This window comes from Pseudomonas sp. BCA17 (assembly GCF_004519405.1).
In the GTDB taxonomy this organism is placed as follows: Bacteria; Pseudomonadota; Gammaproteobacteria; order Pseudomonadales; family Pseudomonadaceae; genus Aquipseudomonas.
Map to the genome: position 1 here is coordinate 119,297 of NZ_SGWI01000001.1, position 24,487 is coordinate 143,783.

Genomic DNA, 24,487 nt, shown 5'->3' on the forward strand with positions numbered 1-24,487 from the left:
ATGTATGATTTTTGATTATTTGACGACGGGTTCAATTGGCCCCCTAGGCGTTGGTATGCCGAGAGCAGAAGTTCGCTCTTGCTTAGGTGAAGAGTTTAGAACGTTCAAGAAAACGTTTTTGTCGTCAAATACGCTGGACGCCTTTGATCATCATGCTGTGCACGTTTATTATGACGATGCTGATCTTGTAAAGGGCGTGGAGCTGTTTTCGCCGATAAACTTTTTCTGGCGTGGGAAAAGACTTTTAGGTGAAAGTTATGCTGAGCTGAAAAAATATTTGGTTCACCAGGGCGTCGTTTTTTCTTCAGATGATTTTGGAGTTGAAGTCGATGCGCTTGGGATGGGGTTCTATATTCCGGATATTAGTGATGATGGTGATTTTGCGACAGTTAAAAGTGTATATATTGACTTGACTGTCGGCTGAGTGGGTAGGCGACGGAAAAGGAAAAGAGAAGATAAATATTGGTAAGACCACGTTTTTGAGTTTTTTAGTTCAGTCGAGTTTTTTTAAAAAATAGGAGTAATGGTGGTCTTACCCTGAGAAATCCTTATGAAAGAATTGTTCGGTCAGCCATACGGTGAGCCCAATCCTTATTGGGCCGTTAAAGGGTATGTTGATAGAATGTATAATGATGGCCACTTCGTTGAAGCGGTCGGCTATATCGTTAAGAGGTGGGGGGTTCAGTACGGATGGGGCGTACTGTAACTTCCCTGATGAAAATAGTCCGTTTAATGAGGAGAATTTTGAGGGGGTTGAATTTGCTTATTGCTATCCGCCTAAAGATGAAGACATAGTTGTCGTGAGTGAAGTTGTTTGCTCTGAATACATTCGATTGGCTTGTGAAAAATATCTTCAACACCATCCTGAAGATGCTGAGAAAGTAAAAGAACTCTTGGATAAGATCTCTTTCTGGTTTCGAATAATAAATAGCCTAGGCCCAGCCGAGGCTATTTAGAAAGAATAGTGGTCTGACCCCTATTTTCGTTCCACAGGTACGACGTATAATCCAGAAATAAAATTCCTGATTGGAAAACCATAATGGACATTAAGTTTGTTGAAGCAATAGTGCGTAATTCATTTGGTCTGTGGATATCGGCTCTTTTCAGTGCCATTGGTTCATTGAATCCTGAACTATCATTCTCTCAGCAAAAAGATGCATTCTTTTCTGTGATCGAATATCTGCTTGTTACTGGAAAAATAAAATTTATCGCGCCAAATGCGGATTGCTATATTTCTTCGGATAATCCGCACCCCAGATTTTCGATTAATGATGAAGAGTCTCACTGGGGGTTGGATGCGAAGCAGATCGTGTCTTACTTGAAAGGTAAGTGGCCGGAAGGTGTTGTGAGTGAAAGTGACGAAGCACTCACACTGTATTTTTATAAAGTGCCAGGCATCATTTGGGTAGACGAAAACGGCTGTTTGTTTGCTTCATAATTTGTTGGTGCAAAAGACACCACTCGCTTCATCGATGACATCAAGGTTGTTGATCAAAAAACTGGTCAGATTCTCCAAGGCACAGTTGATCTTGGCCCTACCTTGGATCGGATAAAGTCAGGTGGATCTTTCCCTCATCGAAACGACGGCTCTATATTCCAGAATCGCGCATCGGATCTGCCGCAGAAACCAGCCGGTTACTACACTGAATACGTCCATCCTACGCCCGGTATTGCAGGATCAGGACCTCAGCGAATCGTCGTAGGTAAAGGCGGCGAAATGTATTACACAGCCGACCACTACAAAACCTTCATCCCGATAAAAAATTGAGGCCTGTCGAAAATGTTACCATTCAAGTTTGTGGATGTCCCGCCTTCATATGACGCGGCTGAGGTTTTTTATGTGCGGATTGACCCCTCCATTGGGATTGCGGAGGAATTGATAAGAGCGCTGTATTATCTACTTTGGCTGCCGGGATATTTTGGATTTAACTGGGATGCCTTATATGATTGCTTAAGAGATCTTAGCTGGATTCCATGCCACAAAATCGTTCTTGTACATGTGACCCTTCCAGAATTGCCAAGAGAGGATCTACAGATATACCTTGAGATTTTACGGGACGCGGTCCTAGATTGGGTTGGTGACGAAGGACACGAGATAGAAGTAGTCTTCAGAGAAATTGATAAACTTACGGTCGAGGATTTGCTAGGGGAATAGATTAAGTCGTTGGTGCAAAAGGAATACCTTCAATCGTGAAACCAAAAATTGCTCAGAGAAATAGGGGGCAGACACTGAGGAATCCCCACAAATCTACTCCAGTCTCTGAGCTTGCCGGTGCACTTCATCGCGCAGCAATAGCTCCATATCCGCCAATTTCGAGCAGGACAATCCGGTGGTGGAACATCTCAAGTCAAAAAATAGGGGTCAGACCACGTTTACGTTGACCACGTTTACGTTATCTAGAGCTCAGCCGATTTGTTATTTAAAACATAGGGGCAATGGTGGTCTGACCCCTATTTTACTCCAAGGTGCAGGAAAAATTACTCTGACAGGTCGCTATGCATCCCCAGAAGGCTCTAAGCTTGGGACAGGTAGTTTTGATAATGTAAATCAGAATTTTTCCTTTAGCTTTCCCGCGACTAAGGAAGGCTTGAGGGATTTTTTAAAAGAGGTTGGACAATGAAGGTTCGTCGAACACTTGAAAAAAGGATGAAAGATGTTGAAGCCTTAGGTCGTGGGTTCTTTCATGAGGAAGCTGAAGATGGTGACATTTTATTTTCTACTGGGATAGAGGGTGGAAGGTTAGATGTATATGTTGACGGTTTTTTCTTTGGAAATAATGAAGTTGCGAATAAGGTGTTGTTTGCTGATATTTCTAGTATTGAAAGTCACCTGACTGTAGAACTTTTTTCGAATTCGAGTCGCTCGGGGGATATTGATTTTTACGTTCCCTTAGATGTGAAATGTGGCTTGTCCAATTTTGCGTTATTTTTACCATTCTTGACTTACTCTAATGTTATGAATATTTTGGTTGGGCTTAGAGAGGATTGGATGAGGCAGATATCTCCTAAAGGATAGTTGGTGCAAAAGGTATTTCTCCGGTTGTCACCGCAGAGGGAAAAATTGGAGATGCGGCATTTACTGATGTAAACCAAACAGCTCGTCCAGTAGCTCAGGCAAATCCAGATGAGCCAACTCTGATAGCTGATCGAGTAACGGCCAAAACTGAAGCAACAGGAAAATCTTTGCCGAATGGAAATATGGCTGACGCTCATGCAGAAATTGGCGTCATACAGCAGGCATATAATGCTGGCAATACTCAAGGTGCTGATATGGTTATGAAGAAATAGGGGGCAGACCACGGTTTTGTAAAGGTAATCAAAATTGCTCTTCGAAACATGTGAATGGTGGTCTGACCCCTATTTCTTTCCTATTTCTTTCCTAGAGTTCTAGACGGCCATAACGGCGGGGCTTGGAAAGCAGCTAAGTCGGTTAAGGATCTTGGCTCTAGAGAAACAAGAACCGGAACGTTTGATGTGAATATGGAGCGCATAGGTGATTGATGTGAGTGAAACTAAAGTCCCAGATTGGGTTACGCGTGGGAAAACTATTTATCAACTAATTAAGGAATTGAAGACCTTTGAAAAATCAAAATTTCATGGTCGAAATTTCCGTTGATGGGGGGGGGCGACTAAGAAACCAATAAGTCTCGTCGGAAAAGAGGATGGTGTGTGTGTCTTATTAAATTGCGAGTCTGAAGAGTAATTAAAATTTAATGTTGCGGGGCGGCTAGAGATAACATGAAAAACGAAGTAAGACCCTGAGAAAAGAAATAGGGGTCAGACTACGGTTTTGTAAAGATAATCAGAATTGCTCTTTGAAATATGTGAATCGTGGTCTGACCCCGTCTCCCTTGCGATATTTCCGTCGAGGTTAGTTTTTTATGAGTTATTCATTTGTGGTAAATATTTTGGAGTCAGTGTTTTCGGTGGATGTTGGGTTTGACGATTTGGAAGCTCAGGCAGCTCTAAAGCGTATTTTGAATGATCCCGCACAGAGAGTTATTATTGAGCGGGAATTACTTTGTCTTTATAATGATGAATCTATTTCCTGGGTTAAACTGTTGGATAATGAAGATTATGTCGTTTATCCAGCGGATGACGACGATGATGCTAAAAGCTATATGACTTCTATATTTTGGAATCAGGTTTTTCCAAGAGGAAATTAGAGTAAAATAAGGGGCAGACCACGTTTTTGCGTTTTTTAGAGTTCAGCCGAGTTGCTCTTTAAAAATAGGAATAATGGTGGTCTGACCCCTATTTTCGCCTTGCTTGACCAAAACCCCTATTAAGCCAAAACAGTAATCCCCCACGGCGAATACAACAGTGCTTTCTTTGTTTTTTCCGTTGCCACGTCATCGTTTCTTTACGCAGGTCTAAAAGTTATTAGTACCAGGCTATATGTTGACACGGCACAGCCCAATAGCAAAAACAACGAGCCGCCGTTGGGCGTTACGACGGCTCGGTACTGCGTTAAAGGCTTAGCTGCCCGCTACTGCTGCCTCCCGCTCCATCAGCTTATCCATCAGCAACACCCCCAACTCACTCAACTGGTGTATTGCCAGCGCTACATCGCGTGGTTTCCCGGTTAGGTCCTCGGACAGGTCAAGCAGCAAGGCGCTGACTGAGGAAAAGGTTTCGTAGCTGTTGGTGATCAGGGTTTCTGAGCTGGTGTCGGGGGCGACACTGAATAACCCCGGCGGCGGCTGAGGTGCAGCCGTTTCTGGATTGAGGTAGTGATCTATGGCGCGATGCGCCGCCTGATTGAGTTTCAGGTCGGGCTTACTTGGAGGATTAGGCGTGACTTTGAACATACTTGGAATTTCCCACTTTAGGGCCGCCACCTCTGAGCTACTAAACTAAGGGGTGGCAGCTGTGCGCAGGTTAGTAGACCGGGGAATTCCAAGAAAGCCGGCGCGCCCGAGGACGCCCTGCACACAGCCACCATAAAGCACGGACGTTGTTGCCCGACAGATGAAGCTTATGCACTGATTGGAATAACCCCAGGCTACTAAACCCGATCGCTGAGTTTTCAGCGACCGAGCAACCTTAGAGACGCCCGCTCAAGCGCACAAGCCGGCGGATTCTGACGCAAGCGTAGGCAAGGGAGCAAGGCGCTGTCGCCTCGGACTTTCCTGTTTCAGGGCTTGTTGTAGGAAATGTACTCATTCGGCAAAACAATTGGGCGATCATTACCCTTTGGCGACACTCACCCGCCACTGCGCCGGCTGCTCCAGCCGCTGCGCCGCGTGCTGCGTGGTGGCTTGCGCGGTATACGCTTGGCTAGCGACTTCACCGATCACTCGCAGTAGTTGGAAAATAGGGGGCATACCACGCTTTTGTGTTCTTTAGAGTTCAACAGAGTTGCTATTTAAAATTATAGAAAGAATGGTGGTCTGACCCCGATTTTATGTACGATTCTGAAGTAGTTAACGGCGAGATAAGTTTTTTGGGGGGGGCAAGAAATGATTAAGCCTAATTCAAAATTGCAAGCGTTTATATTTTTGTTGGTTTATTTGATCTTATTATTTTCGTTGGTTGGTGTTATCGCGAAACTTATGGGGGCTTCAATTAGTTACTATAAGACTGGTGTATGGGGGGGTGGTTGGCCTGATTTTTTTGGTTTGTTTCCGAGTGCTTTGGCTTATGCCGTACCCGTAGGGTTCGGAGTCTGGGTCTTATCATGGCTGAAGAAACGCCACGGAGGCTGAGCGTCTCCCTCCATGGATAAAGGGGACAGATTTATTTAATCTATCAGGCCCAAAAAATAAGGGGCAGACCACGTGTTTGCTTTTTTTAGAGTTCAATGAAAAAATAGGAGGTAGACCCCGGAAAATAGGGGGGAGATCACGATTTTGTGTTTTTTAGAGTTCAGCAGAGTTGCTCTTTAAAAACATAGGAATACTGGTAGTCTGACCCCTATTTTAAGAAATCAAAATGTCAAAGGTGCTAGGCCTAACGTGCATCCAGATTACTAGGAGGGAATATGCGGCCACTTGAAATGAGCTTTGAGGGCATTGAGAAGCTTTCCATTATTTCAGATTTTGATTTTTATAATCTAAACCTCGTTCTGGGACTCAGCTTGCAGCGAGAAAATTTGGGGCACGCAGTTGATACTTACAGGGTTAGCCTGGAGATGCTTTATGAGTCTGAGCAGTCGCCGGCGTTTGAAGTTGTTTTAGGGTTTACAGGGGTTCGTCGTTTAGCAATTCCTGATTTGTGTGGGAGTTTTTACTTGAGCGAAATTGAAATGGATGACGTCTCAGCTGATCAGCTTGAAGGAGTTAAATATAGGCTGAAAGACTATGGAGGCACAGGGTTTGAAGTGCTTGCTCGGGAATTTTCAGTTGTCAGCTGTAAGCAACATTTGTGAAGCGAGTTGAACTCGAAATAGGCGCGAAATTGGGGGGCGCTACGGCTTTGCGTTTTTTAGAGTTCAGAAAATTCGCTCCTTAAAACATAGAGAGAATGGTGGTTCGACTTCTGTGTCCAAAACGAAATAGGGGCCAGACCACGGTTTTTTAAAAGTGATCAGAATTGCTCTTTGAAGTATATGAGTGGTGGTCTGCCCCCTATTTTACTTGACCCCTATTTTGCTCTGCTGGCTACCCTTGTGGTAGAGGCTCCGCGTATCCGATAAAATTCTGATAGGTGAAATATGTTTAAAGAGTATAAGTTTTTGCTGGATTCGATAGGGTCAGAAGATTACTGGTCGGATGTAGGGATTGATATCGCGGCCTCCAAGGTCTCTCAGTTTGATAGTTCAAGCTGGAACGAACTTGAATCGGCTGTTCTGGCGAAGTCTGACGCTTGGCGAGGTAGGTGCGCGGAGTCTCTCGGTGACTCGGATAATGAGGGGGCGTTGCGCGTTTTGCTCATGCTTCTGAAAACTGGAGAGGAGTCGGTTGTCATTCATGCAATTGAATCTATCGAGTCAGTTTTTTTGGCTGGCTGTATTTCTGATAGGGTGCAGGTTATACGCGCTCTAGATGACATAATTGAGGCAGAGAGCAAAACGTCGAAGCTAATGGCGGTTACGTTGGTCAGGAAGTTGAGTGGCGAGTAATTGAGAGATAGGAGTTAGACCAGAATGGCACTTACTTAACAGCCAACCAGCGGATATGGCTATGAAAAGTTAAAAAACTATTCTTGGTCAATGATGACACTTACAACCCACCAACCACTGCCTCAATTTCTATCGAATACCCATGATGCAACCCCGCCACCGGAACCACCGCACGCGCCGGCCGATGCTCTCCCAGATAACACGCATAAACCCGATCAAAAGTGGCCCAGTGTTCTACCCCCACGACATACACCGTCACCTTCAACAGGTCACTCGCACTCCGGCCCGCTGCGCTGAGGATCGCCATCAGGTTATCGAGCGCGATTGAGGCTTGCACCTCAAACGGCTGGTCGGCGCTGTGCTCGCCGTTTGCGCGCACCGGCAACTGCCCGGACACGTATAAAACGCCCTGGTGCAGTACCGCCTGGGAGTAGTGCCCGCCCGGAGCGGCCGCGTTGGTCGTGTGGATCAACTCGATCTTACCAGCCATGCAGGCGACTCCAGGTGTGCACGGCGCCTTCGGCGTCGCAGGCGTGATAGTGCGGGAATTGCGCGCCGGTGGCGCACGCGTGGTTGGGCAGGATGCGCAGGCGGCTGCCGATGGGGAAGCGCGCCGCGATGTCGGTGCCCTGGGCCGCTCCAAGGGTGATGATGCCGTGCTCCTGGTTGGCGCCAGTCACTCGCGCTCCCTCGATCCAGTCGCCCGCTTCGGTACACACCTGTCCGTAACCGAAATCCTTTCGCTGACGCTGAGTGCCGCGGTCACGGCTCATGGCCATCCAGCCGGCGTCGGTGATGATCCAGCCTTTATCTTGCTGATGGCCGATGACGGTGGTCAGCACGCTCAGGGCCAACTCGTCCGCCTGGCAAACGCCGATGTTGTACATGACCAGGTCGAAGAACACATAAACGCCTGCGCGTACTTCCGTCACGCCTTCCAGGCTCAGTGCCGACAGGGCGGTGGGTGTGGATCCGATGCTGACCTCGGGGCATGCGATACCGACTTCGCGGATTCTTTCAGCGGCGCTGACGCAGAGGTGGCGTTCCTGTTCGGCAAGGGTCTGCAGCGCTTGAAGGGTCTCGAGTTCATAGCTGGAGCCGGCGTGGGTCATCACGCCTCGCACGTGCATGCCTCCCTCGACCAGGACCCGTGCGACGTTTATGAGTGCAGGGTCTTCAACGGCCAAGCCTGAGCGATGGCCGTCGCAATCTATCTCGATCCAGACCTCGAATCGTTCGTCGTGTTGCTGTGCGAAGGTGACAATGGCCTGAGCTCCAATGACGCTGTCGGTGAGCAGACTCAGGTTGCAGCCCCGGCGCCGGAGTGCCAGTGCCTGCGCCAATTTGCCAGGCGCTATCGCGACGGCATAAAACACATCGCTGATGCCTTCAGCAAAACAATATTCAGCTTCTTTCAGGGTGGAAACCGTTACCCCACTCGCGCCGGCGGCTATCTGCGCTTTGACCACGGGCAGGCATTTGCTGGTTTTGATGTGGGGGCGCAAACGCACGCCCAAGGTGTCCATGCGTTGCTGCATGCGTTGAATATTGCGCTGCATTCGCGAGGCATCGACTAGCGCGACGGGGGTATCGAGGGAGGCAATCGGGACTGACATGACGGAACTCGGGTGGCTGGATACGGTGGCCACTCTACTCAGCTATCGTAAAGTTGTGGTTCAATCAATGGTCATCAATCATTAAGTAAAACTGAATGATCTCCGTCGAAGATCTACGTCTGGCTGCAACACTGGCGCGCTCCGAGTCTTTAAGTGCTGCCGCCAGGGTGCTCAACGTCTCGCCCCCCGCATTGTCCATGCGTCTGCGCAAGCTGGAGACGTTGATGGGGCTGACCCTGGCCAATCGCGATGCCCGGCGCTTGAGCCTGACTGCCGATGGTGAGCGTTTCTCGCGTGAATGTGCGCTGTTGCTGGAGCAGTTGGAAGCGCTCCCAGAGTCGTTCAAACGGCAGGACGAGCGACTGACTGGCACCCTCAGGCTGGCGGCGCCGTTCGGCTATGGACGCCAGCGCATTGCGCCGCTGCTGGCGCGCTTTGCCAAGTTGCATCCACAGCTGTGCCTGCACCTGGATTTGCGCGAAACGCCGTGGCCTGATCGGCACGACAGCGACGCGGTGATTCACATCGGTCACCTCAATGACAGCCTGTGGGTTGCCAGGCCCCTCACGCAAAACCACCGATGGTTGTGCGCAAGCCCGGCCTATCTGGAACAGTACGGTGTGCCCTCGTCACCGGAGCAATTGGCCGAGCATCGCTGCATTTGCATCCGGGAAAATGACGAAGATGTCACGCTGTGGCATATGCGCAAGGAACAGAAACGTAAAACACTGCGCATCGACCCGGTGCTGTTGAGTAACGATGGCAGCGTCGCACGGCGTTGGGCTGAGCAAGGTTTGGGGTTGGTGCTGCGTTCGCAGTGGGATGTCGGTGATGCAATTGCCAACGGCAGCCTGGTCCGGGTGTTGGCGGACTGGCAATTCGACAGTGCCCCCATCAACCTGTTGGTGCCCTCACGCAAACTGCGCAGCCCGCGGGTGGAGGCATTGGTGGCGTTTCTGGAAGATGCATTGAAAGCATGATCAGATTAGGGCAGCGCAAACCCCTTCATATGAATGACGGTTCGCGCCGTTCTTCAACCTGATGCCCGACCGCTCGTGCAGGGCGAGCGGTCGAGGCGAGCGGGGCAGTGCACAACCGCTATCAACTGAAGCGGATATCCAGTGAGCGAAGATAGGTCTGCAGCCCCGCATCCTGGATCGGGATCAGGAACGCTTCCTGATCCGACTCGTTGAAGTGGGCATGCCAGTAGCCGGGCGGCGTGACAAAAGCCAGCCCCGGGGCCCAATCCACGCGAACCGGGTTACGTATCTGGCCATCGGCATCCAGTTCGGTGCCGACCAGCGTGTAGCATCCTGCGGGGCAATCGACGATGAAATCCAGCGCAATGGACTGATGCCGGTGAGGTTTCTGGATCGAGCCGGGCGGCAGAATTCCATACATTGCCCAGAGCACGTGAGTGACGGTGCGGGTCTGCGGGAAATTGCGATTGCCCAACAAGATGCTGATACGGCTGCGGTCTTGCGCGCGCGGGTCATCGGCCGCTTCACGCAGCTTCGCGTTGGCGGTCTGCGCCGGATACAACGTGGGGATGAACCGGTCAGTGCTGCGGGTCACGCCGAGATAACGCAGCAACGGTTCGTCATGCACGTAGTAGAGGCGGGCATCCTCGGTCGCGCTGAAGCAGGCGCTCAGAAGACCTGGCAGCGCCATGAAGCAGCCTTTGGACCATTCAAGGGTGTGCTCGCCCTGGGTAACTTCGCCAGCGCCGGCAATCACATAAAAAACCTGCGAGGTGGCGTTGGGCTGTAGCGTCAGGCTGTCGCCCGCATTGAGGCGGATAAAGTTTGCACAAAGCCCGGGCCCGGTGGCCGGCCCTTCGCAGCCCAATGCTTCGCTCAGGTCCAGCGGCACGATTCGCGAGGGGCCTGATTCGCAGAGCGACGCTGGAAAGTTGTGGTAGGGAACGCCCGTAATGAGCTTGGCGCTGATCGGATTCGCCGCTTTGCTGTACTCGAAATATTCGGCTTCGCGCTCGTTTGGCGGCACGGCGTCTACTGCATCGATCCGGAATGTGCTGTTCACGGTTATCACCTCGATCTCTGATCCTTTGATGCAGCCTCTGCCGGAGTGCCGTCAGACGCTGCAAGGGTGGGACAACGGGAAGTGCTGACTGAACCAATGTAAACGATGTGCCCGGTTTGTGCCGACGGACCGTGCCCTGGGTGCCTGCTGATTAACCACTCAGGTTACAAAAGACATGAGCGAAAATTGGACGCCAAGATATCGGTGAATAGAGACTTTTTGCCTGCTCAAGATATCCATTGAAGTTCGCGTCCGTTGGCGTCCTGGCGTTATTCCCGCCTTTATTGGAATTGATGAATCAACTCAAAAAAGCGCCGGGGCTGCGACGAGGGTGGCAGATAAATTCTCTGTTTATTCACCTTAGTTGGTACTTTCGTTCAGCTTTCCTGATGTTCGTTTTATTGTTCAATTTTTATGCGAAAAATGTACGTATAAGAAGTTTTTCAAAAAAAGTTATTAACTTTTCATAGCGCTTGCCGATGGCTTTACACGTCAAAGAAGGTAGTAGTTATGAGAAATAATCAACCTGTCACTCAGCGTGAAGTTTCACTCGGGCCGCAGCAGAAACTTATCTCGACGACAGACGCGCGAGGCGTTATCACTTATTGCAATGACGCGTTTGTCGAGATCAGCGGTTTTGATCGTGATGATCTGATCGGTGCTCCGCAAAACATCGTACGTCATCCGGACGTGCCTCCGGCTGTGTTTGCCCACATGTGGAGTGCGCTCAAACAGGGTCGGCCATGGATGGGGATTGTCAAAAACCGCTCCAAAAATGGCGATCACTATTGGGTCAACGCGTACGTCACACCGATATTTGAAGGCAGCCAGGTAGTAGGTTTCGAATCGGTCAGGGTCAAGCCGACAGCGGATCAGGTCCGTCGGGCGCAAACGCTCTATAAGCGCATCAGCCAAGGAAAATCGGCCGTTCCTCAGTGGGAAAGCTTGAAGTGCGCTGTGCAGGATTGTCTGCCGTATCTGGTCACCGGGCTGGCAGGTGCGGTAGGCGGCCTGTTCTTCAGCGCGCCTTTGGCAATCGGTGTGGCGGCAGCTGTGGCGTTGCCGTTCGGCTTGGTTTTTTCACGTTGGCAAAGGCGGGGCACGCTGCGCTTGTTGCAGATGGCTGAACCCTCGACCTCCGACTCATTGATTGCACAGATGTACAGCGATGCCCAGGGCCCGCAAGCCCGCCTGGAAACGGCCTTCGTCAGTCAGGCCGCGCGTCTGAAGACTTGCCTTACGCGCTTGCAAGACACTGCCGAGCAGCTCAGTCACCTCGCCAGGCAATCCGAGGTGCTCGCCACTCAGGGCTCAAAAGGCCTGGATCGCCAGCGTGTCGAGACTGAACAAGTGTCTGCCGCGGTCAACCAGATGGCTGCGACTACCCAGGAAGTTGCCAGGCATGTCCAACGCACCGCGGATGCCACCCAGCAAGCCAACCAACTGACGGGACGCGGTCGTGAGGTGGCGCGGGAGACTCGCGAAGCCATTGAGCGCCTGTCGGCCGTCGTGAGTGAAACCGGCCAGACCGTGGCGCAGTTGGCTCGGGACAGCGACGAAATCGGCACGGTCGTCGATGTGATCAAAGGCATCGCCGATCAGACCAACCTGCTGGCACTCAATGCCGCCATCGAAGCCGCCCGAGCCGGCGATATGGGGCGAGGCTTTGCCGTGGTGGCCGACGAGGTTCGCCAACTGGCACAGCGTACTTCGCAATCGACCATGCAGATCCACCAACTGATTACCACGCTCCAGGTGTCGTCCAGCAAAGCCGTGCAAACCATGGAGAGCGGCTGCCGTCAGGCCGAAGAGGGTGTGGTTCAAGTGCTCGAAGCGGACAAGGCGTTGCTGGGGATCAGTGAAGCCGTCGCTAACATCACCGACATGACCACTCAGATTGCGAGTGCAACGGAGGAGCAAAGTGCGGTAGCCGAGGAAATCAGCCAGAACATCGCCACCATCGCCCAACTGGCCGATCAAACCTCGGAGCAGGCACGCGAATCGGCAGGGCTGAACACAGAGCTGACCAGGACAGCCGCCACGCAATACTCCCTGGTCGAGCGCTTTAACCGATAAGCGTACACATCCGTCCAGGAGGCCTGCCTGATGCAGGCCTTTTTTGTTTAGCCGACTGAGTTCACGCGCCGGGTGGCAGTCGACAAACGCCGCTACAAGTTCCGAAGCCACAAGGGGCGGTGCTGATAAGCCCTTGCTCCAGCACGTTGGTGAGCAAGGGGATGGGCGCTATCAATCACGTTGGACAGGAATGAGCTAGCGTCAGCATAAACATCCCTTGTTAAGACCTGTGCATCTGAAGACTTCAGCGAGCCGCGGTGGGCTTTTTCAGCAAGATGAAGCCTGAAATAAGGATAAGGGCCAGGCCGGCCGCAGTTCGGCCATTGAGTACTTCATTGAACAGCAGGGCTCCCCAGGCGATAGCGAAGATCAGGTAGGTGTAATCGAATGCGCCAATGACAGAGGTCTCGCCGATTTGATAAGCCCGCGCGATGCCGGTACTGACCAGTACCATCAAGACCGCCAGCAGCACCATTACGCCCCAGTCACTGATCGTCATAGGCGACCAGCCGCCCACCAGGAATCGCAGGCCCTCGTTGCCCGGTAGATGTGGGCCGGTCTGTGCGACGACAATGCTACCCACCACCCCCATCAACAGCAGGACAATGTTCAGCGCCAAGGCAAGGTGAATCGGTGACTCATTCGCGCATTTGCCTTTGGTCACGACCGCTGCGAGCGCATAGAAAATCGCAGCGAGAATGGGCAGCAGTGTCCATAAGTTGAAGTCACCCTGGCTTGGCCCGAGTGTGACTACCACCCCGACGAACCCCACCAGAATGGCCAGCCATTTGCGCGGTGTGACATGCTCGTTCAGGGTGATTGCCGAGAACACAGCGATAAACAGAGGTGTCGTATAAATTGCCAATGCGGCAATGGTCAGGCTGATGAAGGGCAGTGCGCTGTAAAAAGCGACCCACATTAACGCGAGCAGCAGGCTTCGTGTGCCGACCCACAAGGGGGACAGGAGCCATTGCTGCGTTGTGTCGCGGCGGTACATCAGCAAAGCGGCGAACATGCCAATGGCCAGGAGCGAGCGAATCACATAGAGCTGCCACATCGACGTCTCGGCACTGGTGGCCTTGATAAGCGCGTCTGACACTGACAACAGGAACACCGAAGCCACGACGATGAGAATGCTTTGTCGGTTTTCGGCGGCGGTAACTGTTGTAGTGGTTGCAGGCATGATGATTCCTTATTTGATCAACCTTGAATCGCCCCAAGGGGCGCTCTCCTAAAACCCAGTCGGCAAGATGTTACGCATTGGCCAACATTACTGCCTGCCTGGACGTTCGCCGTGCAAAAGCTCCCATGATCACCCTAAAGTGCGTACGATCGCGGTCGATAATTCAGAGTACGCATGGATTTTATCCTCCCTTATAACAACACATGCGACGTTCAGCGCTAGCGTTTCCCCTTGCCAAAAACTATAACTCGCGGGTGAAGTCATGAATATCAAGCAGAAGCTGACCTGGGCGTTCGCGGCTATTGCGTGCGTCCCGGTCATCCTGGTCGCCGTTTTGGTAGCGTTGAATCTGCGAGAAGGGGCCCAGGCCAATTTCCTCGAGAGCAGCGGTCGCGAGATCCGCCAGATCGAAAATGGCATGAAGCAGTTTTTCGACGGCATCAGCCAAAACGTCGATTACGTAGCCAAGGATCCGCGCGTTGTCGCGGCCAAAGACCTCAAGAGCTACGCAGGCGCCGACGCCGCGCAAATTCCGCTCACGCAGACCAACAAAGAGCTGCTGGCGATATTCGACCAGTTCGCCAAAAGCCATCCGAGTACGGCTTACCTGTCCCTGGGGCTGAGCGATGGCGGCTACGCCAGCTGGCCGGACGACACCAAACTGAACAACTATGACCCACGTGTACGCCCCTGGTACAAAGCGGCCATCGCCGCGCCAGGCGTCACCGTGCGCACCGGTGCCTATTATTGGGCGCCGGACGATGCGACGCTGATCGGCACGGTGCACACTGTCGCCGATACCGCCGGGAATATCCTGGGAGTGGTTGGGCTGGACGTGTCGCTCAAACAGCTCACCGAGCTGGTGCGCAACATCAAGCTGGGCGACAGCGGCTACCTGATGCTGGTGGAAGCCAACGGTAACGTTTTGGTAGACCCCAGCGACGCCAAGCACAACTTCAAACCCCTGGGCGACCTGGGCGCCAACTACGCCGAACTGGCCAAGCGAGGCGACGGCGTGACCCAGATCGAGATTGATGGCGTGCCCTACATGGCCAACGTGGTCAGTTCCAAAGACCTGGGCTGGCGCTTTATCGGCCTGATCAAGCGTGATGAAGTGATGGCCGCCGCCACCCGCCTGACGTGGTTGATCGCCGCTATTGCCGCGGCATTGGCGTTGGTGTTCGCGATAGTCGGCGCCAGCTTTGCCAGCGTCATCGTGCGTCCGATTCGCGGCGTGGCCGACGGCCTGCAAGAAATCGCCGAAGGAGAGGGCGACCTGACGCGTCAACTCAAGGTGCAGGGCAAGGACGAAACCTCCAGCCTGGCGGGCTGGTTCAACCAGTTCCTGGGCATGATCGCACAATTGGTGCAGCGCATCGGCAACGCCTCCTCCGACCTGCAGGCTGCCGCCACCGACACCAGCGAAGTGGCCAACAACATGAACCAGGCCGCCGGTCGCCAGCGTGAAGCCGTGGAGCTGGTGAGCACTGCGTTCAACGAAATGGTCGCTACCGCCAATGAAGTCGCGCGTTCATGCAGCGCCGCCGCGTCGAGTGCCGACGAAGGCTATCGCGACGTGCATGACGGCCAACAGCACATCGGCGAAGCCACCGGCAGTGTGCTCAAGCTCAGCGAAGACCTGCAAAAGTCTACCCAGACCATGCAGTTGCTGGAGCAGGACAGCCAGAACATCAACACCATTCTCGACACCATCCGCTCGATTGCCGAGCAGACCAACCTGCTGGCGCTCAACGCAGCGATTGAAGCGGCCCGCGCCGGCGACCAGGGCCGGGGTTTCGCCGTGGTTGCCGACGAAGTCCGCGCCCTGGCTCGTCGCACAGCCGACTCCACCGGCGAGATCGACAGCTTGCTGGGCAATCTCGCCCGCCGCACCCAGGAGGTCACGCAACAGATGCAGGGCAGCCTGCAGGTGTCCCACGCCAGTGTGGAACGCATCCAGCAGGCACGTGACAGCTTCGACAAGATCCGTGGTTCGGTGGACTCGATCCGCGACCAGAATACCCAGATCGCCACGGCTGCCGAGGAGCAGCACCAGGTGGCCGAAGAGATCAATCGGCACATCGCGCAGATCCACGCCGATGCCCAACTGGTCGAAGGCTTTGCCCAGTCCTCACAGGCAGGCTCGGGCCGATTGATAGAGATTTCCGGTCAGCTCAAAGGCTTGGTGGGTCGTTTCAAATATTAGTGAATATGAAGGCGCGAACGATGTCCGACCCCGAGAGTAACCCCATCACCGGCGCCGATCTGGGCGCGGGCGTTCAGGGGCAACCAGACGCTTGATGATCAGTACCGCACGCCGCAACGGCGTGTGGTCTTTTTAGGTAGGAAAGGACATGGCATTCTCCCCATCGTCCGCGAGAACTCCGCCTTTGAGGGAATAGCGCATGACAATTCAATCGCGACTCAGCGAATTGACCGAAGCGAGCATGGACGACGCTCAGCGCGCAGTTCTCAAGGACATTATTGCGGGACCACGCGGGAACCTGGATGGTCCATTCCTTGCCTGGATTCAAAGTCCGGAACTGGCCAATCATGCACAGCGCCTGGGGGCGTTCTGTCGGTATGGCACGCGGCTTGAACTACGCCTGACCGAACTTGCGATCCTGTTCACTGCCGCCTGGTGGCAGTCCCAGGCGGAGTGGCAGATTCATGAGCCTATTGCACGCTCTGCAGGCGTTAGTGACGCCGTGATCGAGGCCTTAAAGCGGCAGACGCCGCCGCCGTTTACACGAGCAGACGAGGAATTGGTCTACCGCCTCGGCAAGACGCTTTATGAGACTCGCCGTATCGATGACTCGCTCTACGCGCGGGCAATTTGGGCATTCGGAGAGCCGGCCGTAGTCGAGCTAGTCGGTGTTTTCGGATACTACGCGCTAGTGGCAATGACGCTTAATGTGTTTTCGGTGCGCCGTGATACCGATGCACCGCTGCCATTTGCTGAGCTATGAGTGCGTTGTTGAACTAACGAATGCTCGGGGTTGTGATCAAGCGCGGATAGAAAGTAGCAAGCGAGCGGCTAGGACGTGCGACCGGCTCAAGCTGGACTTTACAGCCGGACGCTTAGCCCTATGCGTAAGTGATAGAACTATAAAATGGGCGAAATCACTGACCCTGCTGGCTCAGCGACCTTCTTCGCCCTTATTGTCCACTAGGTGTTTAACAACACGCCGCTTTGGTCCAATTCGGCGAGAGGTAGGCTTGAATCACCTGGGGTGAGGATGACTTTCCTGCAGTCGTCTTGTTTCTTGTCGAATAACTTATAACCTTCAGCCGCCTGTTCCAATGACATCCGGTGACTGATGATCACCTCCGGGGCCAGGCGACCGGTCTCGATATGCTCAAGTAGTTCTGGCAGGTAACGCTGAACGTGAGTCTGGCCCATCTTGAATGTCAGACCTTTGTCGAACGCATCGCCGAACAGGAAGCCATGGATGAATCCAGCGTACACGCCAGGCACACTCACCACGCCACCGCGTCTGACGGCGGCAATGCACTGACGTAACGCCTTACCGCTGCTGCCTTCCAGTTTGAGCGTCGCAAGGAGGGTTTCGGTGGTGCTCCCTTTGGCCTCAAAGCCTACCGCGTCTACGACGCCGTCAACACCCCGCATGCCCTTGGTCTGACGAATGATAGTGTCCGCCGGGTCGTCGTCCTCATCAAAATTGATTGGAATCACACCGTAGGTTTTTTGCGCGTAAGCCAGTCGATAGGGGTGGTGGTCGACCATAAAGATCTGCTCGGCGCCGAGCATTCGGGCGCAGGCGGCACTCAATAAACCGACAGGGCCAGCGCCGTAGATGGCAATGCTCGAGCCGTTGCCGATACCCGCGTTCGTCACCGCTTGAAAAGCGGTGGGCAATATGTCCGAAAGAAATAACACCTTGTCATCCGAGAGTGCCCCCGGCACTTTGAAAGGGCCCGTATTCGCTTTTGGCACGCGCACGTACTCTGCCTGGCCTCCTGGGATACCGCCATATAAATGGCTGAAACCAAACAGCGCCGCGCCGGGTGGGATGGCCTTTTTATTCATTATCGCACCGCGGCCGGTGTTCGTCGTTTCACAGGCGGCGAACAAATCCATATCACAAAAGAAGCAGTGGCCACAGGCAATGACAAAAGGGATGACGACGCGGTCGCCGGGTCGAACTGCGGTGACATCTGACCCTGCTTCTTCGACGATACCCATAAATTCATGGCCAAAAATATCACCATGCTCCACTGCGGGAATTTTACCGCGGTACAAATGCAGATCGGATCCGCAAATCGCCGTCGCGGTAACTCGGAGAATGATGTCATCACTCTCTTCAATTATTGGATCGGGCACAGTGTCGACTTTAACGCTGTGCGCGCCGTGATAAGTGAGCGCTCTCATATTTTTTTCCTCTGATTAAATGCTGGTAAGTGGGAGAGCAGCGGCATAACGCGGAAGTTCATAGTTATACGGCGTCATGTGACTGACGGTCGCTATCACATGGAGAAAGAAATTCAGTTGTCGGGTGGGGCCGTAACCGCTGCAAAGGTTCAATTTAATCTGAATTTTTGAAATGGTTTCTTGTGATAAAAATAATTTCTGCATGAATTCAACTGCCTAGAACTAAAGGCGAGCGAATCCTAAATATATTGAACTACCTCAATGCAACCGTCGGTCACGTCGCGGGTGAATAAAAGAAATTAATAGTCGCGACACTTTTCACAATTCATACGTGCGGCAACAGACATTTAAGGTTGCCGTGTTCGAGCCTGTTTAGAGGAAGCTATTATGTTTTTACATAACAAACGACTGCAGTACACAGTGCGCGTTGCTCAACCCAATCCTGGGCTGGCGAATTTATTGCTGGAGCAATTTGGTGGTGCGAACGGCGAGTTGGCGGCTGCAGCGCGATATTTCACCCAGGCATTAGCGGAAGAGGACCCAGGGCGCAAAGATCTGCTTATGGACATTGCCACTGAAGAATTGAGCCACCTTGAAATCGTGGGGTCCATCATCGTAATGCTCAACCGCGGTGCCAAAGGTCAGCTGGCGGAAGGCGTCCAGGAAGAAGGGGAGCTTTACCGCGCTATAAATGGCGCCGGCAATGACTCGCATATTACCAGCTTGCTGTATGGCGCCGGCGCTCCGCTGGTGAACTCCGCTGGTGTGCCTTGGACCGCAGCCTATGTTGACTCGATCACCGAGCCCACAGCGGACTTCCGTTCAAATATCGCAGCGGAAGCACGTGCAAAGATCCTTTACGAGCGCTTAATCAACGTCACTGACGACCCTGGCGTCAAGGAAGCCCTCGGGTTTTTAATGACGCGTGAGATTGCGCACCAAAAGTCATTTGAAAAAGCCCTGCATGCCATTCAGCCGAATTTCCCCCAAGGCAAACTTCCCGGCATGCCGGAGTTCACCAGTAAGTATTTCAACATGTCAGGCGAGCCAAATGTTCGTGGCCCGTGGAACGAGGGCGGGGACTGGGAGTATGTTGAAAGTCCGGCACCGGCCGTCGACGGTGGGGATGGGTCGGCGACTGTCGATTTGTCGCCTGAAGATGCGAGCGTATTGGAAGATATGAAAATCAGGACTGCTTCTGATCCGCTCAGCGAGCCTTTAACAGGCGCTGAATTGGGCTCAGGTTTGGTACAGGGTAAAAATGCATAGTCGTTCAGGCGGCCCTTGGCGGGGCCGCCTTTTTGATCTCGAATATAAGCAGTACGGATTGAGCTGCATTGAACATTCATTAATACCACTTATGCCTATAAGTATTTTATAGCCAAACGCTTTGTGATGATGGGAACTTATGCCAATCTTTTGGAGCTGCTACCAGTTCGCCTGATTCAATCTCGTGCGTTTGTAAAGTCCGGGTTCCTCCTTAGTCCGCAGACTTTTTCTGAACTTCACTGTTTTGTCCTTCTCATACATTTAAGCATCCGGCGGTTGTTCGCACGTCTGGGCTATTTGTATTACAGATAAAACGAGTACTGACCATGTCAACTGCCAAACCCAAGACCGCGTTACGCCGAGCCGTGACGGTGCCTATGCTTTATTTGTTTATCCTCGGCGATGTATTGGGGGCGGGTGTATACGCATTGGTCGGGTCTATCGCAGGCGAGGTCGGGGGCGCGATCTGGCTCCCACTGCTGGTTGCGCTATTTTTCGCCATGCTCACTGCGGGCTCTTACGCAGAACTGGTGACCAAATACCCTCACGCGGGCGCTGCGTCTGTATTCGCGGAGAAAGCCTTCCATTCACCGGTGATCTCTTTTTTAGTCGGGTTCTGCATGTTGGCCGCTGCCATTACCAGCGCGGCTGGGCTGGCACTCGCGTTCGCCGGCGACTATCTCGCAGCGTTCGTTGATGTGCCTCCGCACATCGCTGCGCTGGTTTTTCTGGTAGCCGTCGCGCTGCTCAATGCTCGCGGCATTAAGGAATCCCTCAGCGCGAATTTGGTTATGACGGTCATCGAGCTCTCAGGGCTCATTCTCGTGGTCGTAGCGGCTGCTTGGTACTTCAGGACAGGGCAGGGTGATCTTGCCCGTACGATTGAGTTCAAGTCTGGAGTCAGTCCCATACTTGCGGTTCTTGGGGCCGCATTACTCGCATTTTATTCATTTGTAGGGTTTGAGACCTCAGCCAATCTTGCTGAGGAGATTCGAGACGTACGCACCGTTTACCCGCGTGCCTTGTTTGCCGCTTTAATCACAGCCGGGGTTGCCTATATGGCTGTAGGGGTCGCCGCCGCTTCGGTGCTGCCTATCGAAAGGTTGGTGGCAACTTCGGCACCACTTCTGGAAGTAGTGCGAGCCTCTGGATTAAGCATACCACCGCAAGTGTTTGCCTTTATCGCACTGGTGGCGGTAGCCAATGGGGCACTTCTAACAATGATAATGGCTAGCCGTCTCACCTACGGCATGGCCAACCTGGGCTTGCTGCCCGGCGTATTCGGCAGCGTGCTGTCCGAAAGGCGTACGCCATGGGTCGCGATTGTTGCGACCACGGCAGTGGCCATTGCATTAACGCTGACGGGAACCCTTGCGACTCTGGCCGAAACCGTCGTGCTGCTGCTGTTGTTCGTCTTCCTCAGTACCAACGTAGCAGTACTGGTACTGCGTCGCGACCCTGTTGCAGAAGCACATTTTCGCGTGCCCACCTGGGTACCCGTGCTGGCGGTGGTTTCTTGCCTGATCCTGCTCAGCCAGCAAGGCCTGGGTACTTGGCTCCGCGCCGGTGCTCTGGTACTGGTGGGCGTGTTGCTGTACGGCTGCACGCGCTTGGCTACGCGGCAAACCGTAACCTCCGTCTAGGGGCGCGACGCGATTTCGTCCAAGTGATGCAACAAGTCCGACGGGTCTTCGTAAACCCTGAGTGCGCCGGCCCGCTCGAGCTCGCCGATGTCGTAGCCTCCCGACAGCAGACCCACCCCGGTTGCCTTGCAACGCCTGGCGGCGAGCATATCCCAGATGGCATCGCCGACCACCAGGCAGTCTTCGATGGGGACCTCGAGTTTTTGCGCGGCGGCCAGGAACAGATCCGGGTCGGGCTTGCCGTACGTTACGTCATCACGGGTGATGAGGTTGATGTCCTCGGCCGTCAGGCCCAAAGCCTTGAGGTTGATCCGTGCAGTATCAACCCCGCCGCTGGTGGCGATGCACCACTTGATGCCGTCGCGGTCCAGCGTCTGCAGCAACTCCACCGCGCCAGGCAGTGCGATGATCTGACTTTGCAGGGCTTCATAGGCTGAGGCGTGTTTACTGCTCAACCGTTTGGCCTGCTCTTCGCTGATCGACACGCCGGTTTCGCGCGAGAGTGTCTTGAGCATCAGCCCGCCGCTCATGCCTATCTTTCGGTGAATCCGCCACATGGCCAGCGGGATACCTTCCGAATCCAGGGCGGATTTCCAGGCGGCTACGTTCTGGTAGACGCTGTCGGTGAGCGTGCCGTCCAGATCGAAGATGAAAGCTGTTTGAGGTCGCATGTCTGCTCCAAAGGTTGGGTGTTCAAGGATGATGTGAGGTGGCCGTCGGATCGGTGATCTGGATGATGTCGCCGTGTTTCCACGCATCCGCGCCCTGCGCTACGGGCGGCGCGACGATGTCGGCGCGGGCCTGTTTTTTCTTGGCGCTGTCGATGCCGAATCGGTGGTCTCGCTCGGCGACCATGTTCTGGTCGACTTGCCCATCGGCGGTGAACCCCATCATCAGTTGAGGCACCCCCAGCGGCAGGTCTTTGTTGAGGTCGGTATGCCAGGTGTGCCAGGTCTTGCCATAGGTGTGCACGAGTTTTTGCATCAGCGCGTGCTCGGCCACCTGTGGAATGCCAGGGGCGATGAGCTGACCCGATTTCACCTCATGCACGTGGCTGTGCCACAGCGCCTTTTCGGGCTCGGGCAAGCGTGCGAACAGCGGCTCACTGATGATGTATTCCACGCCCATCAGCTTGGCGTCCTTGCGGTTGCCGTCGTAGATCACGCACTGGATGACGTCCTCATTGAGGATTGAACAATAGTGGTGGGCTTCCATTTGTACGTCGGGGTGGCCGTTGTAAAAGTGGAAACCGTCGAGGTAGGCATTCAAGGCCTCCACGGGAGGGCGTGACTGGAGGAGGGCAGCGCCTGCGTCGAGCGAGCGGGTGGCAGGCGTTTTATCGCCGCCGGGCGCGACCACATTCGACGCTGAATTGTTGCCCGCGCACGCCGTGGTCAGGGTGATGAACGCCAGGAGGGAGATTGATCGAGTGGTGTTGAACGTGCTGCTCATTTCCGCTTCCTTTTTGATGAACTGCTTCCAAGCCTCGTTGAAGCTGACTACTGGTAGAAGTCACCAAACGCTACGCGTTCACTAATTTTCAGCCCGGGCCGGTGCGAGGCTCGCGTCGAACCGTCGGTCGCGTGTCGGCCTTTTTTATTAAATCTTTTGCCCGGCACGCGCTTCAGATGGCTATGCGCGCCGCTTCGGTTGTGCCTCATAACCATCAACCCTATGAGAGGTGAAAACATGGCTACCCCTGCATCCAGGTCACGTCCCCGTCCGCGACGCAGCCAGTTCGACAACAGCATCCAGTCGTTCGAACGTGAGGCCGCTGCGCTTGAACGGCAGTTGTTCAACGCAAGCACCAAAACCATTGAGCAGGCTTCACGGCAGCGGAAGGCCTGATGTCCGAGTCGAAAGTCAGCGCCCCATTGCGTAGCTGGATGAAACACGCGTCGAACCATGGATGGACAGGCACATTGTTCTGGTCGGTGTTGCTGGCCGTGACGGTTCTGCTGTTTGCCAGCGGCTACAGCGCTATCGTCGGTGCGGACAAGGCCAACTTGCGCCTCGCCCTGCTGGGCGGCTTGAGCGGGTTTGCAGCTACGGCCCTCGGTGCGGTCCTCGCGGTTGCCCTGCGCGAGATATCGACCCGCACCCAGGACGTCATGTTGGGTTTTGCAGCCGGGATGATGCTGGCCGCCAGCTCCTTTTCATTGATCCTCCCAGGGATCGCGGCTGCGCAAGAGATCAGTGGCAACCAGTTCATGGCGGCAAGCGTGGTGGTGGCGGGGCTGGCCCTGGGCGTGGCGCTGATGGTCGGGCTCGAGCGCTTTGTCCCCCACGAGCATGCCAGCACCGGCCGCAAGGGGCCTGATACCGAGCGCTTCAATCGGGTATGGCTGTTCGTGCTGGCCATCACGTTGCATAACTTGCCCGAAGGCATGGCGATTGGCGTCAGCTTCGCTCATGGCGATCTGAATGTGGGCATGCCGCTGACCACGGCCATCGCCATTCAGGATATCCCCGAAGGCCTCGCGGTGGCCTTGGCCCTGCGTGTCACCGGTGTGTCCGCGTTCAAAGCGGCACTCATCGCGATAGGTTCGGGGCTGATGGAACCCATCGGCGCGGTAGTGGGTTTGGGCATTTCCAGCGGGTTTGCCCTGGGTTACCCGATTGCGCTTGGCCTGGCGGCGGGGGCGATGATCTTTGTAGTGTCCCACGAGGTGATTCCCGAGACCCATCGCAACGGTCATGAAACGTCTGCAACACTTGGCCTGATGCTGGGTTTCGCGGTGATGATGTTTCTGGATACAGCCTTGGGTTAAACCCGTTGAATGCAAAACCCAATACGCCCCCCATGACGATGCCGGGCGTTGCCCGCTCCAGCCATGCCCGCATGGGGAATGCCATGCGTTTCAGTGCGCCAGCATCTTCAGGTGAATGCTGTTCATGATCCATAGCGATAACCCCACCAGCAGCAAAATGATAACCGCCGTAAACACCAGCGCGACCAGGTTCCAGCGTTGCTCGGCGGCGGTATCCAGGTGCAGGAAATACTTGAAGTGGACGAACACCTGGACCACGCCGCTGACCACCACCAGCCAGGAAGTGGTGCTGCGGGGCAGGGTGGGGAAGATCACCATTCCGAACGGGATCAGTGTCAGCACCAGTGACAACACGAACCCGACCAGGTAGATCCGGCTGTTGCCATGGCTGGAGCCGGCAGTACTCTTAACGTCACTTTGGTTATACATC

General features: G+C 54.0%; 25 protein-coding genes and 4 pseudogenes. 19 read left to right on the forward strand and 10 right to left on the reverse strand.

Going from position 1 to position 24,487, the window contains the following annotated elements:
* Positions 1 to 4 precede the first annotated feature (4 nt).
* From EXW71_RS00430 to EXW71_RS00480, 9 genes and pseudogenes are all read left to right on the forward strand, one after another.
* Positions 5 to 424 carry a hypothetical protein gene (locus EXW71_RS00430; protein WP_134657148.1) on the forward strand — a complete coding sequence of 140 codons (420 nt, stop codon included), beginning with the start codon at positions 5 to 7 and terminating at the stop codon, positions 422 to 424.
* A gap of 205 nt (positions 425 to 629) precedes the next feature.
* A complete protein-coding gene (cdiI, locus tag EXW71_RS00435; protein WP_256658197.1) occupies positions 630 to 956 on the forward strand; it encodes a ribonuclease toxin immunity protein CdiI in 327 nt (108 codons plus the stop codon).
* Between the two features lie 83 nt (positions 957 to 1,039).
* On the forward strand, positions 1,040 to 1,438 hold the full coding sequence (locus EXW71_RS00440; protein ID WP_134657149.1) for a hypothetical protein: 399 nt from the start codon (positions 1,040 to 1,042) through the stop codon (positions 1,436 to 1,438).
* Positions 1,439 to 1,540: 102 nt separating this feature from the next.
* The gene (locus tag EXW71_RS29250) at positions 1,541 to 1,768 is read left to right on the forward strand and encodes a ribonuclease domain-containing protein (RefSeq protein ID WP_167659693.1); all 228 of its coding nucleotides are present in this window, start codon (positions 1,541 to 1,543) and stop codon (positions 1,766 to 1,768) included.
* Between the two features lie 12 nt (positions 1,769 to 1,780).
* Entirely contained in the window at positions 1,781 to 2,155 is a 375-nt protein-coding gene (locus tag EXW71_RS00450) for a barstar family protein (RefSeq protein WP_134657150.1), read from the forward strand.
* Positions 2,156 to 2,333: 178 nt separating this feature from the next.
* Positions 2,334 to 2,621: a hypothetical protein gene (locus tag EXW71_RS00455; RefSeq protein WP_134657151.1), complete on the forward strand. Its 288-nt coding sequence runs from the start codon at positions 2,334 to 2,336 to the stop codon at positions 2,619 to 2,621.
* On the forward strand, positions 2,618 to 3,016 hold the full coding sequence (locus EXW71_RS00460) for a hypothetical protein (RefSeq protein ID WP_134657152.1): 399 nt from the start codon (positions 2,618 to 2,620) through the stop codon (positions 3,014 to 3,016). The genes EXW71_RS00455 and EXW71_RS00460 overlap by 4 nt, the downstream gene beginning before the upstream one ends.
* A gap of 383 nt (positions 3,017 to 3,399) precedes the next feature.
* A pseudogene (locus EXW71_RS29255) lies at positions 3,400 to 3,501 on the forward strand (toxin C-terminal domain-containing protein); the annotation flags it as partial.
* A 380-nt stretch (positions 3,502 to 3,881) separates the two neighbouring features.
* A complete protein-coding gene (locus EXW71_RS00480; protein WP_134657153.1) occupies positions 3,882 to 4,166 on the forward strand; it encodes a hypothetical protein in 285 nt (94 codons plus the stop codon).
* A gap of 312 nt (positions 4,167 to 4,478) precedes the next feature.
* Here EXW71_RS00480 and EXW71_RS00485 read toward each other — a convergent pair whose 3' ends face one another.
* Complete coding sequence (locus tag EXW71_RS00485; RefSeq protein WP_134657154.1) at positions 4,479 to 4,811, reverse strand: DUF6124 family protein; 333 nt, start codon at positions 4,809 to 4,811, stop codon at positions 4,479 to 4,481.
* 378 nt (positions 4,812 to 5,189) lie between these two features.
* A complete protein-coding gene (locus tag EXW71_RS28680; protein ID WP_167659690.1) occupies positions 5,190 to 5,327 on the reverse strand; it encodes a hypothetical protein in 138 nt (45 codons plus the stop codon).
* 656 nt (positions 5,328 to 5,983) lie between these two features.
* Between EXW71_RS28680 and EXW71_RS00490 the strand changes: the two genes are divergently transcribed.
* Positions 5,984 to 6,370: a hypothetical protein gene (locus EXW71_RS00490; RefSeq protein ID WP_134657155.1), complete on the forward strand. Its 387-nt coding sequence runs from the start codon at positions 5,984 to 5,986 to the stop codon at positions 6,368 to 6,370.
* A 793-nt stretch (positions 6,371 to 7,163) separates the two neighbouring features.
* Here EXW71_RS00490 and EXW71_RS00500 read toward each other — a convergent pair.
* Both EXW71_RS00500 and EXW71_RS00505 read right to left on the reverse strand, forming a co-directional pair.
* A complete protein-coding gene (locus EXW71_RS00500) occupies positions 7,164 to 7,553 on the reverse strand; it encodes a RidA family protein (RefSeq protein WP_134657157.1) in 390 nt (129 codons plus the stop codon).
* Entirely contained in the window at positions 7,543 to 8,679 is a 1,137-nt protein-coding gene (locus EXW71_RS00505; RefSeq protein ID WP_134657158.1) for a DSD1 family PLP-dependent enzyme, read from the reverse strand. The genes EXW71_RS00500 and EXW71_RS00505 overlap by 11 nt, the downstream gene beginning before the upstream one ends.
* A 95-nt stretch (positions 8,680 to 8,774) precedes the next feature.
* On the opposite strand from EXW71_RS00505, the gene EXW71_RS00510 reads away from it, so the two are divergent.
* Positions 8,775 to 9,659 carry a LysR family transcriptional regulator gene (locus EXW71_RS00510; protein ID WP_134657159.1) on the forward strand — a complete coding sequence of 295 codons (885 nt, stop codon included), beginning with the start codon at positions 8,775 to 8,777 and terminating at the stop codon, positions 9,657 to 9,659.
* Between the two features lie 121 nt (positions 9,660 to 9,780).
* Here EXW71_RS00510 and EXW71_RS00515 read toward each other — a convergent pair whose 3' ends face one another.
* Positions 9,781 to 10,722 (reverse strand): cupin, encoded by a 942-nt coding sequence (locus tag EXW71_RS00515; RefSeq protein ID WP_134657160.1) that lies wholly within the window; start codon positions 10,720 to 10,722, stop codon positions 9,781 to 9,783.
* Positions 10,723 to 11,292: 570 nt separating this feature from the next.
* Here EXW71_RS00515 and EXW71_RS00520 point away from each other — a divergent pair.
* Positions 11,293 to 12,798: a methyl-accepting chemotaxis protein gene (locus tag EXW71_RS00520; RefSeq protein WP_372241312.1), complete on the forward strand. Its 1,506-nt coding sequence runs from the start codon at positions 11,293 to 11,295 to the stop codon at positions 12,796 to 12,798.
* Positions 12,799 to 13,042: 244 nt separating this feature from the next.
* On the opposite strand, the gene EXW71_RS00525 is transcribed toward EXW71_RS00520, so the two are convergent.
* Positions 13,043 to 13,981: a DMT family transporter gene (locus EXW71_RS00525; protein ID WP_134657162.1), complete on the reverse strand. Its 939-nt coding sequence runs from the start codon at positions 13,979 to 13,981 to the stop codon at positions 13,043 to 13,045.
* 262 nt (positions 13,982 to 14,243) lie between these two features.
* Between EXW71_RS00525 and EXW71_RS29260 the strand changes: the two are divergent.
* The 4 genes and pseudogenes from EXW71_RS29260 to EXW71_RS00540 all read left to right on the forward strand — a co-directional run.
* Positions 14,244 to 15,326 (forward strand): annotated as a pseudogene (locus EXW71_RS29260) (cache domain-containing protein); the annotation flags it as partial.
* Between the two features lie 345 nt (positions 15,327 to 15,671).
* Positions 15,672 to 16,187 (forward strand): annotated as a pseudogene (locus EXW71_RS29265) (methyl-accepting chemotaxis protein); the annotation flags it as partial.
* Positions 16,181 to 16,282: pseudogene (locus tag EXW71_RS28895) on the forward strand (manganese catalase family protein); the annotation flags it as partial. The pseudogenes EXW71_RS29265 and EXW71_RS28895, both read left to right, overlap by 7 nt.
* Before the next feature lie 104 nt (positions 16,283 to 16,386).
* Positions 16,387 to 16,950, forward strand: coding sequence for a carboxymuconolactone decarboxylase family protein (locus tag EXW71_RS00540; RefSeq protein WP_134657164.1), 564 nt, complete (start codon positions 16,387 to 16,389; stop codon positions 16,948 to 16,950).
* Between the two features lie 200 nt (positions 16,951 to 17,150).
* Here the strand turns inward: EXW71_RS00540 and EXW71_RS00545 are convergent, their stop codons facing one another.
* Positions 17,151 to 18,374, reverse strand: a complete 1,224-nt coding sequence (locus tag EXW71_RS00545) for a zinc-dependent alcohol dehydrogenase (RefSeq protein ID WP_134657165.1) — start codon at positions 18,372 to 18,374, stop codon at positions 17,151 to 17,153.
* A gap of 387 nt (positions 18,375 to 18,761) precedes the next feature.
* On the opposite strand from EXW71_RS00545, the gene EXW71_RS00550 reads away from it, so the two are divergent.
* Both EXW71_RS00550 and EXW71_RS00555 read left to right on the forward strand, forming a co-directional pair.
* Positions 18,762 to 19,643, forward strand: coding sequence for a manganese catalase family protein (locus tag EXW71_RS00550; protein WP_123718233.1), 882 nt, complete (start codon positions 18,762 to 18,764; stop codon positions 19,641 to 19,643).
* A 326-nt stretch (positions 19,644 to 19,969) separates the two neighbouring features.
* Entirely contained in the window at positions 19,970 to 21,286 is a 1,317-nt protein-coding gene (locus EXW71_RS00555; protein WP_256657135.1) for an APC family permease, read from the forward strand.
* Here EXW71_RS00555 and EXW71_RS00560 read toward each other — a convergent pair.
* On the reverse strand, positions 21,283 to 21,957 hold the full coding sequence (locus tag EXW71_RS00560; protein ID WP_134657166.1) for an HAD family phosphatase: 675 nt from the start codon (positions 21,955 to 21,957) through the stop codon (positions 21,283 to 21,285). The two genes, EXW71_RS00555 and EXW71_RS00560, sit on opposite strands and share 4 nt — an antisense overlap.
* Before the next feature lie 22 nt (positions 21,958 to 21,979).
* Positions 21,980 to 22,738, reverse strand: coding sequence for an OBAP family protein (locus EXW71_RS00565; protein WP_134657167.1), 759 nt, complete (start codon positions 22,736 to 22,738; stop codon positions 21,980 to 21,982).
* Between the two features lie 434 nt (positions 22,739 to 23,172).
* Between EXW71_RS00565 and EXW71_RS00570 the strand changes: the two genes are divergently transcribed.
* Positions 23,173 to 24,057 (forward strand): ZIP family metal transporter, encoded by an 885-nt coding sequence (locus tag EXW71_RS00570; protein ID WP_372241313.1) that lies wholly within the window; start codon positions 23,173 to 23,175, stop codon positions 24,055 to 24,057.
* A gap of 90 nt (positions 24,058 to 24,147) precedes the next feature.
* Here the strand turns inward: EXW71_RS00570 and cyoD are convergent, their stop codons facing one another.
* Positions 24,148 to 24,486: a cytochrome o ubiquinol oxidase subunit IV gene (cyoD, locus tag EXW71_RS00575; protein WP_123718237.1), complete on the reverse strand. Its 339-nt coding sequence runs from the start codon at positions 24,484 to 24,486 to the stop codon at positions 24,148 to 24,150.
* Position 24,487: the final 1 nt, after the last annotated feature.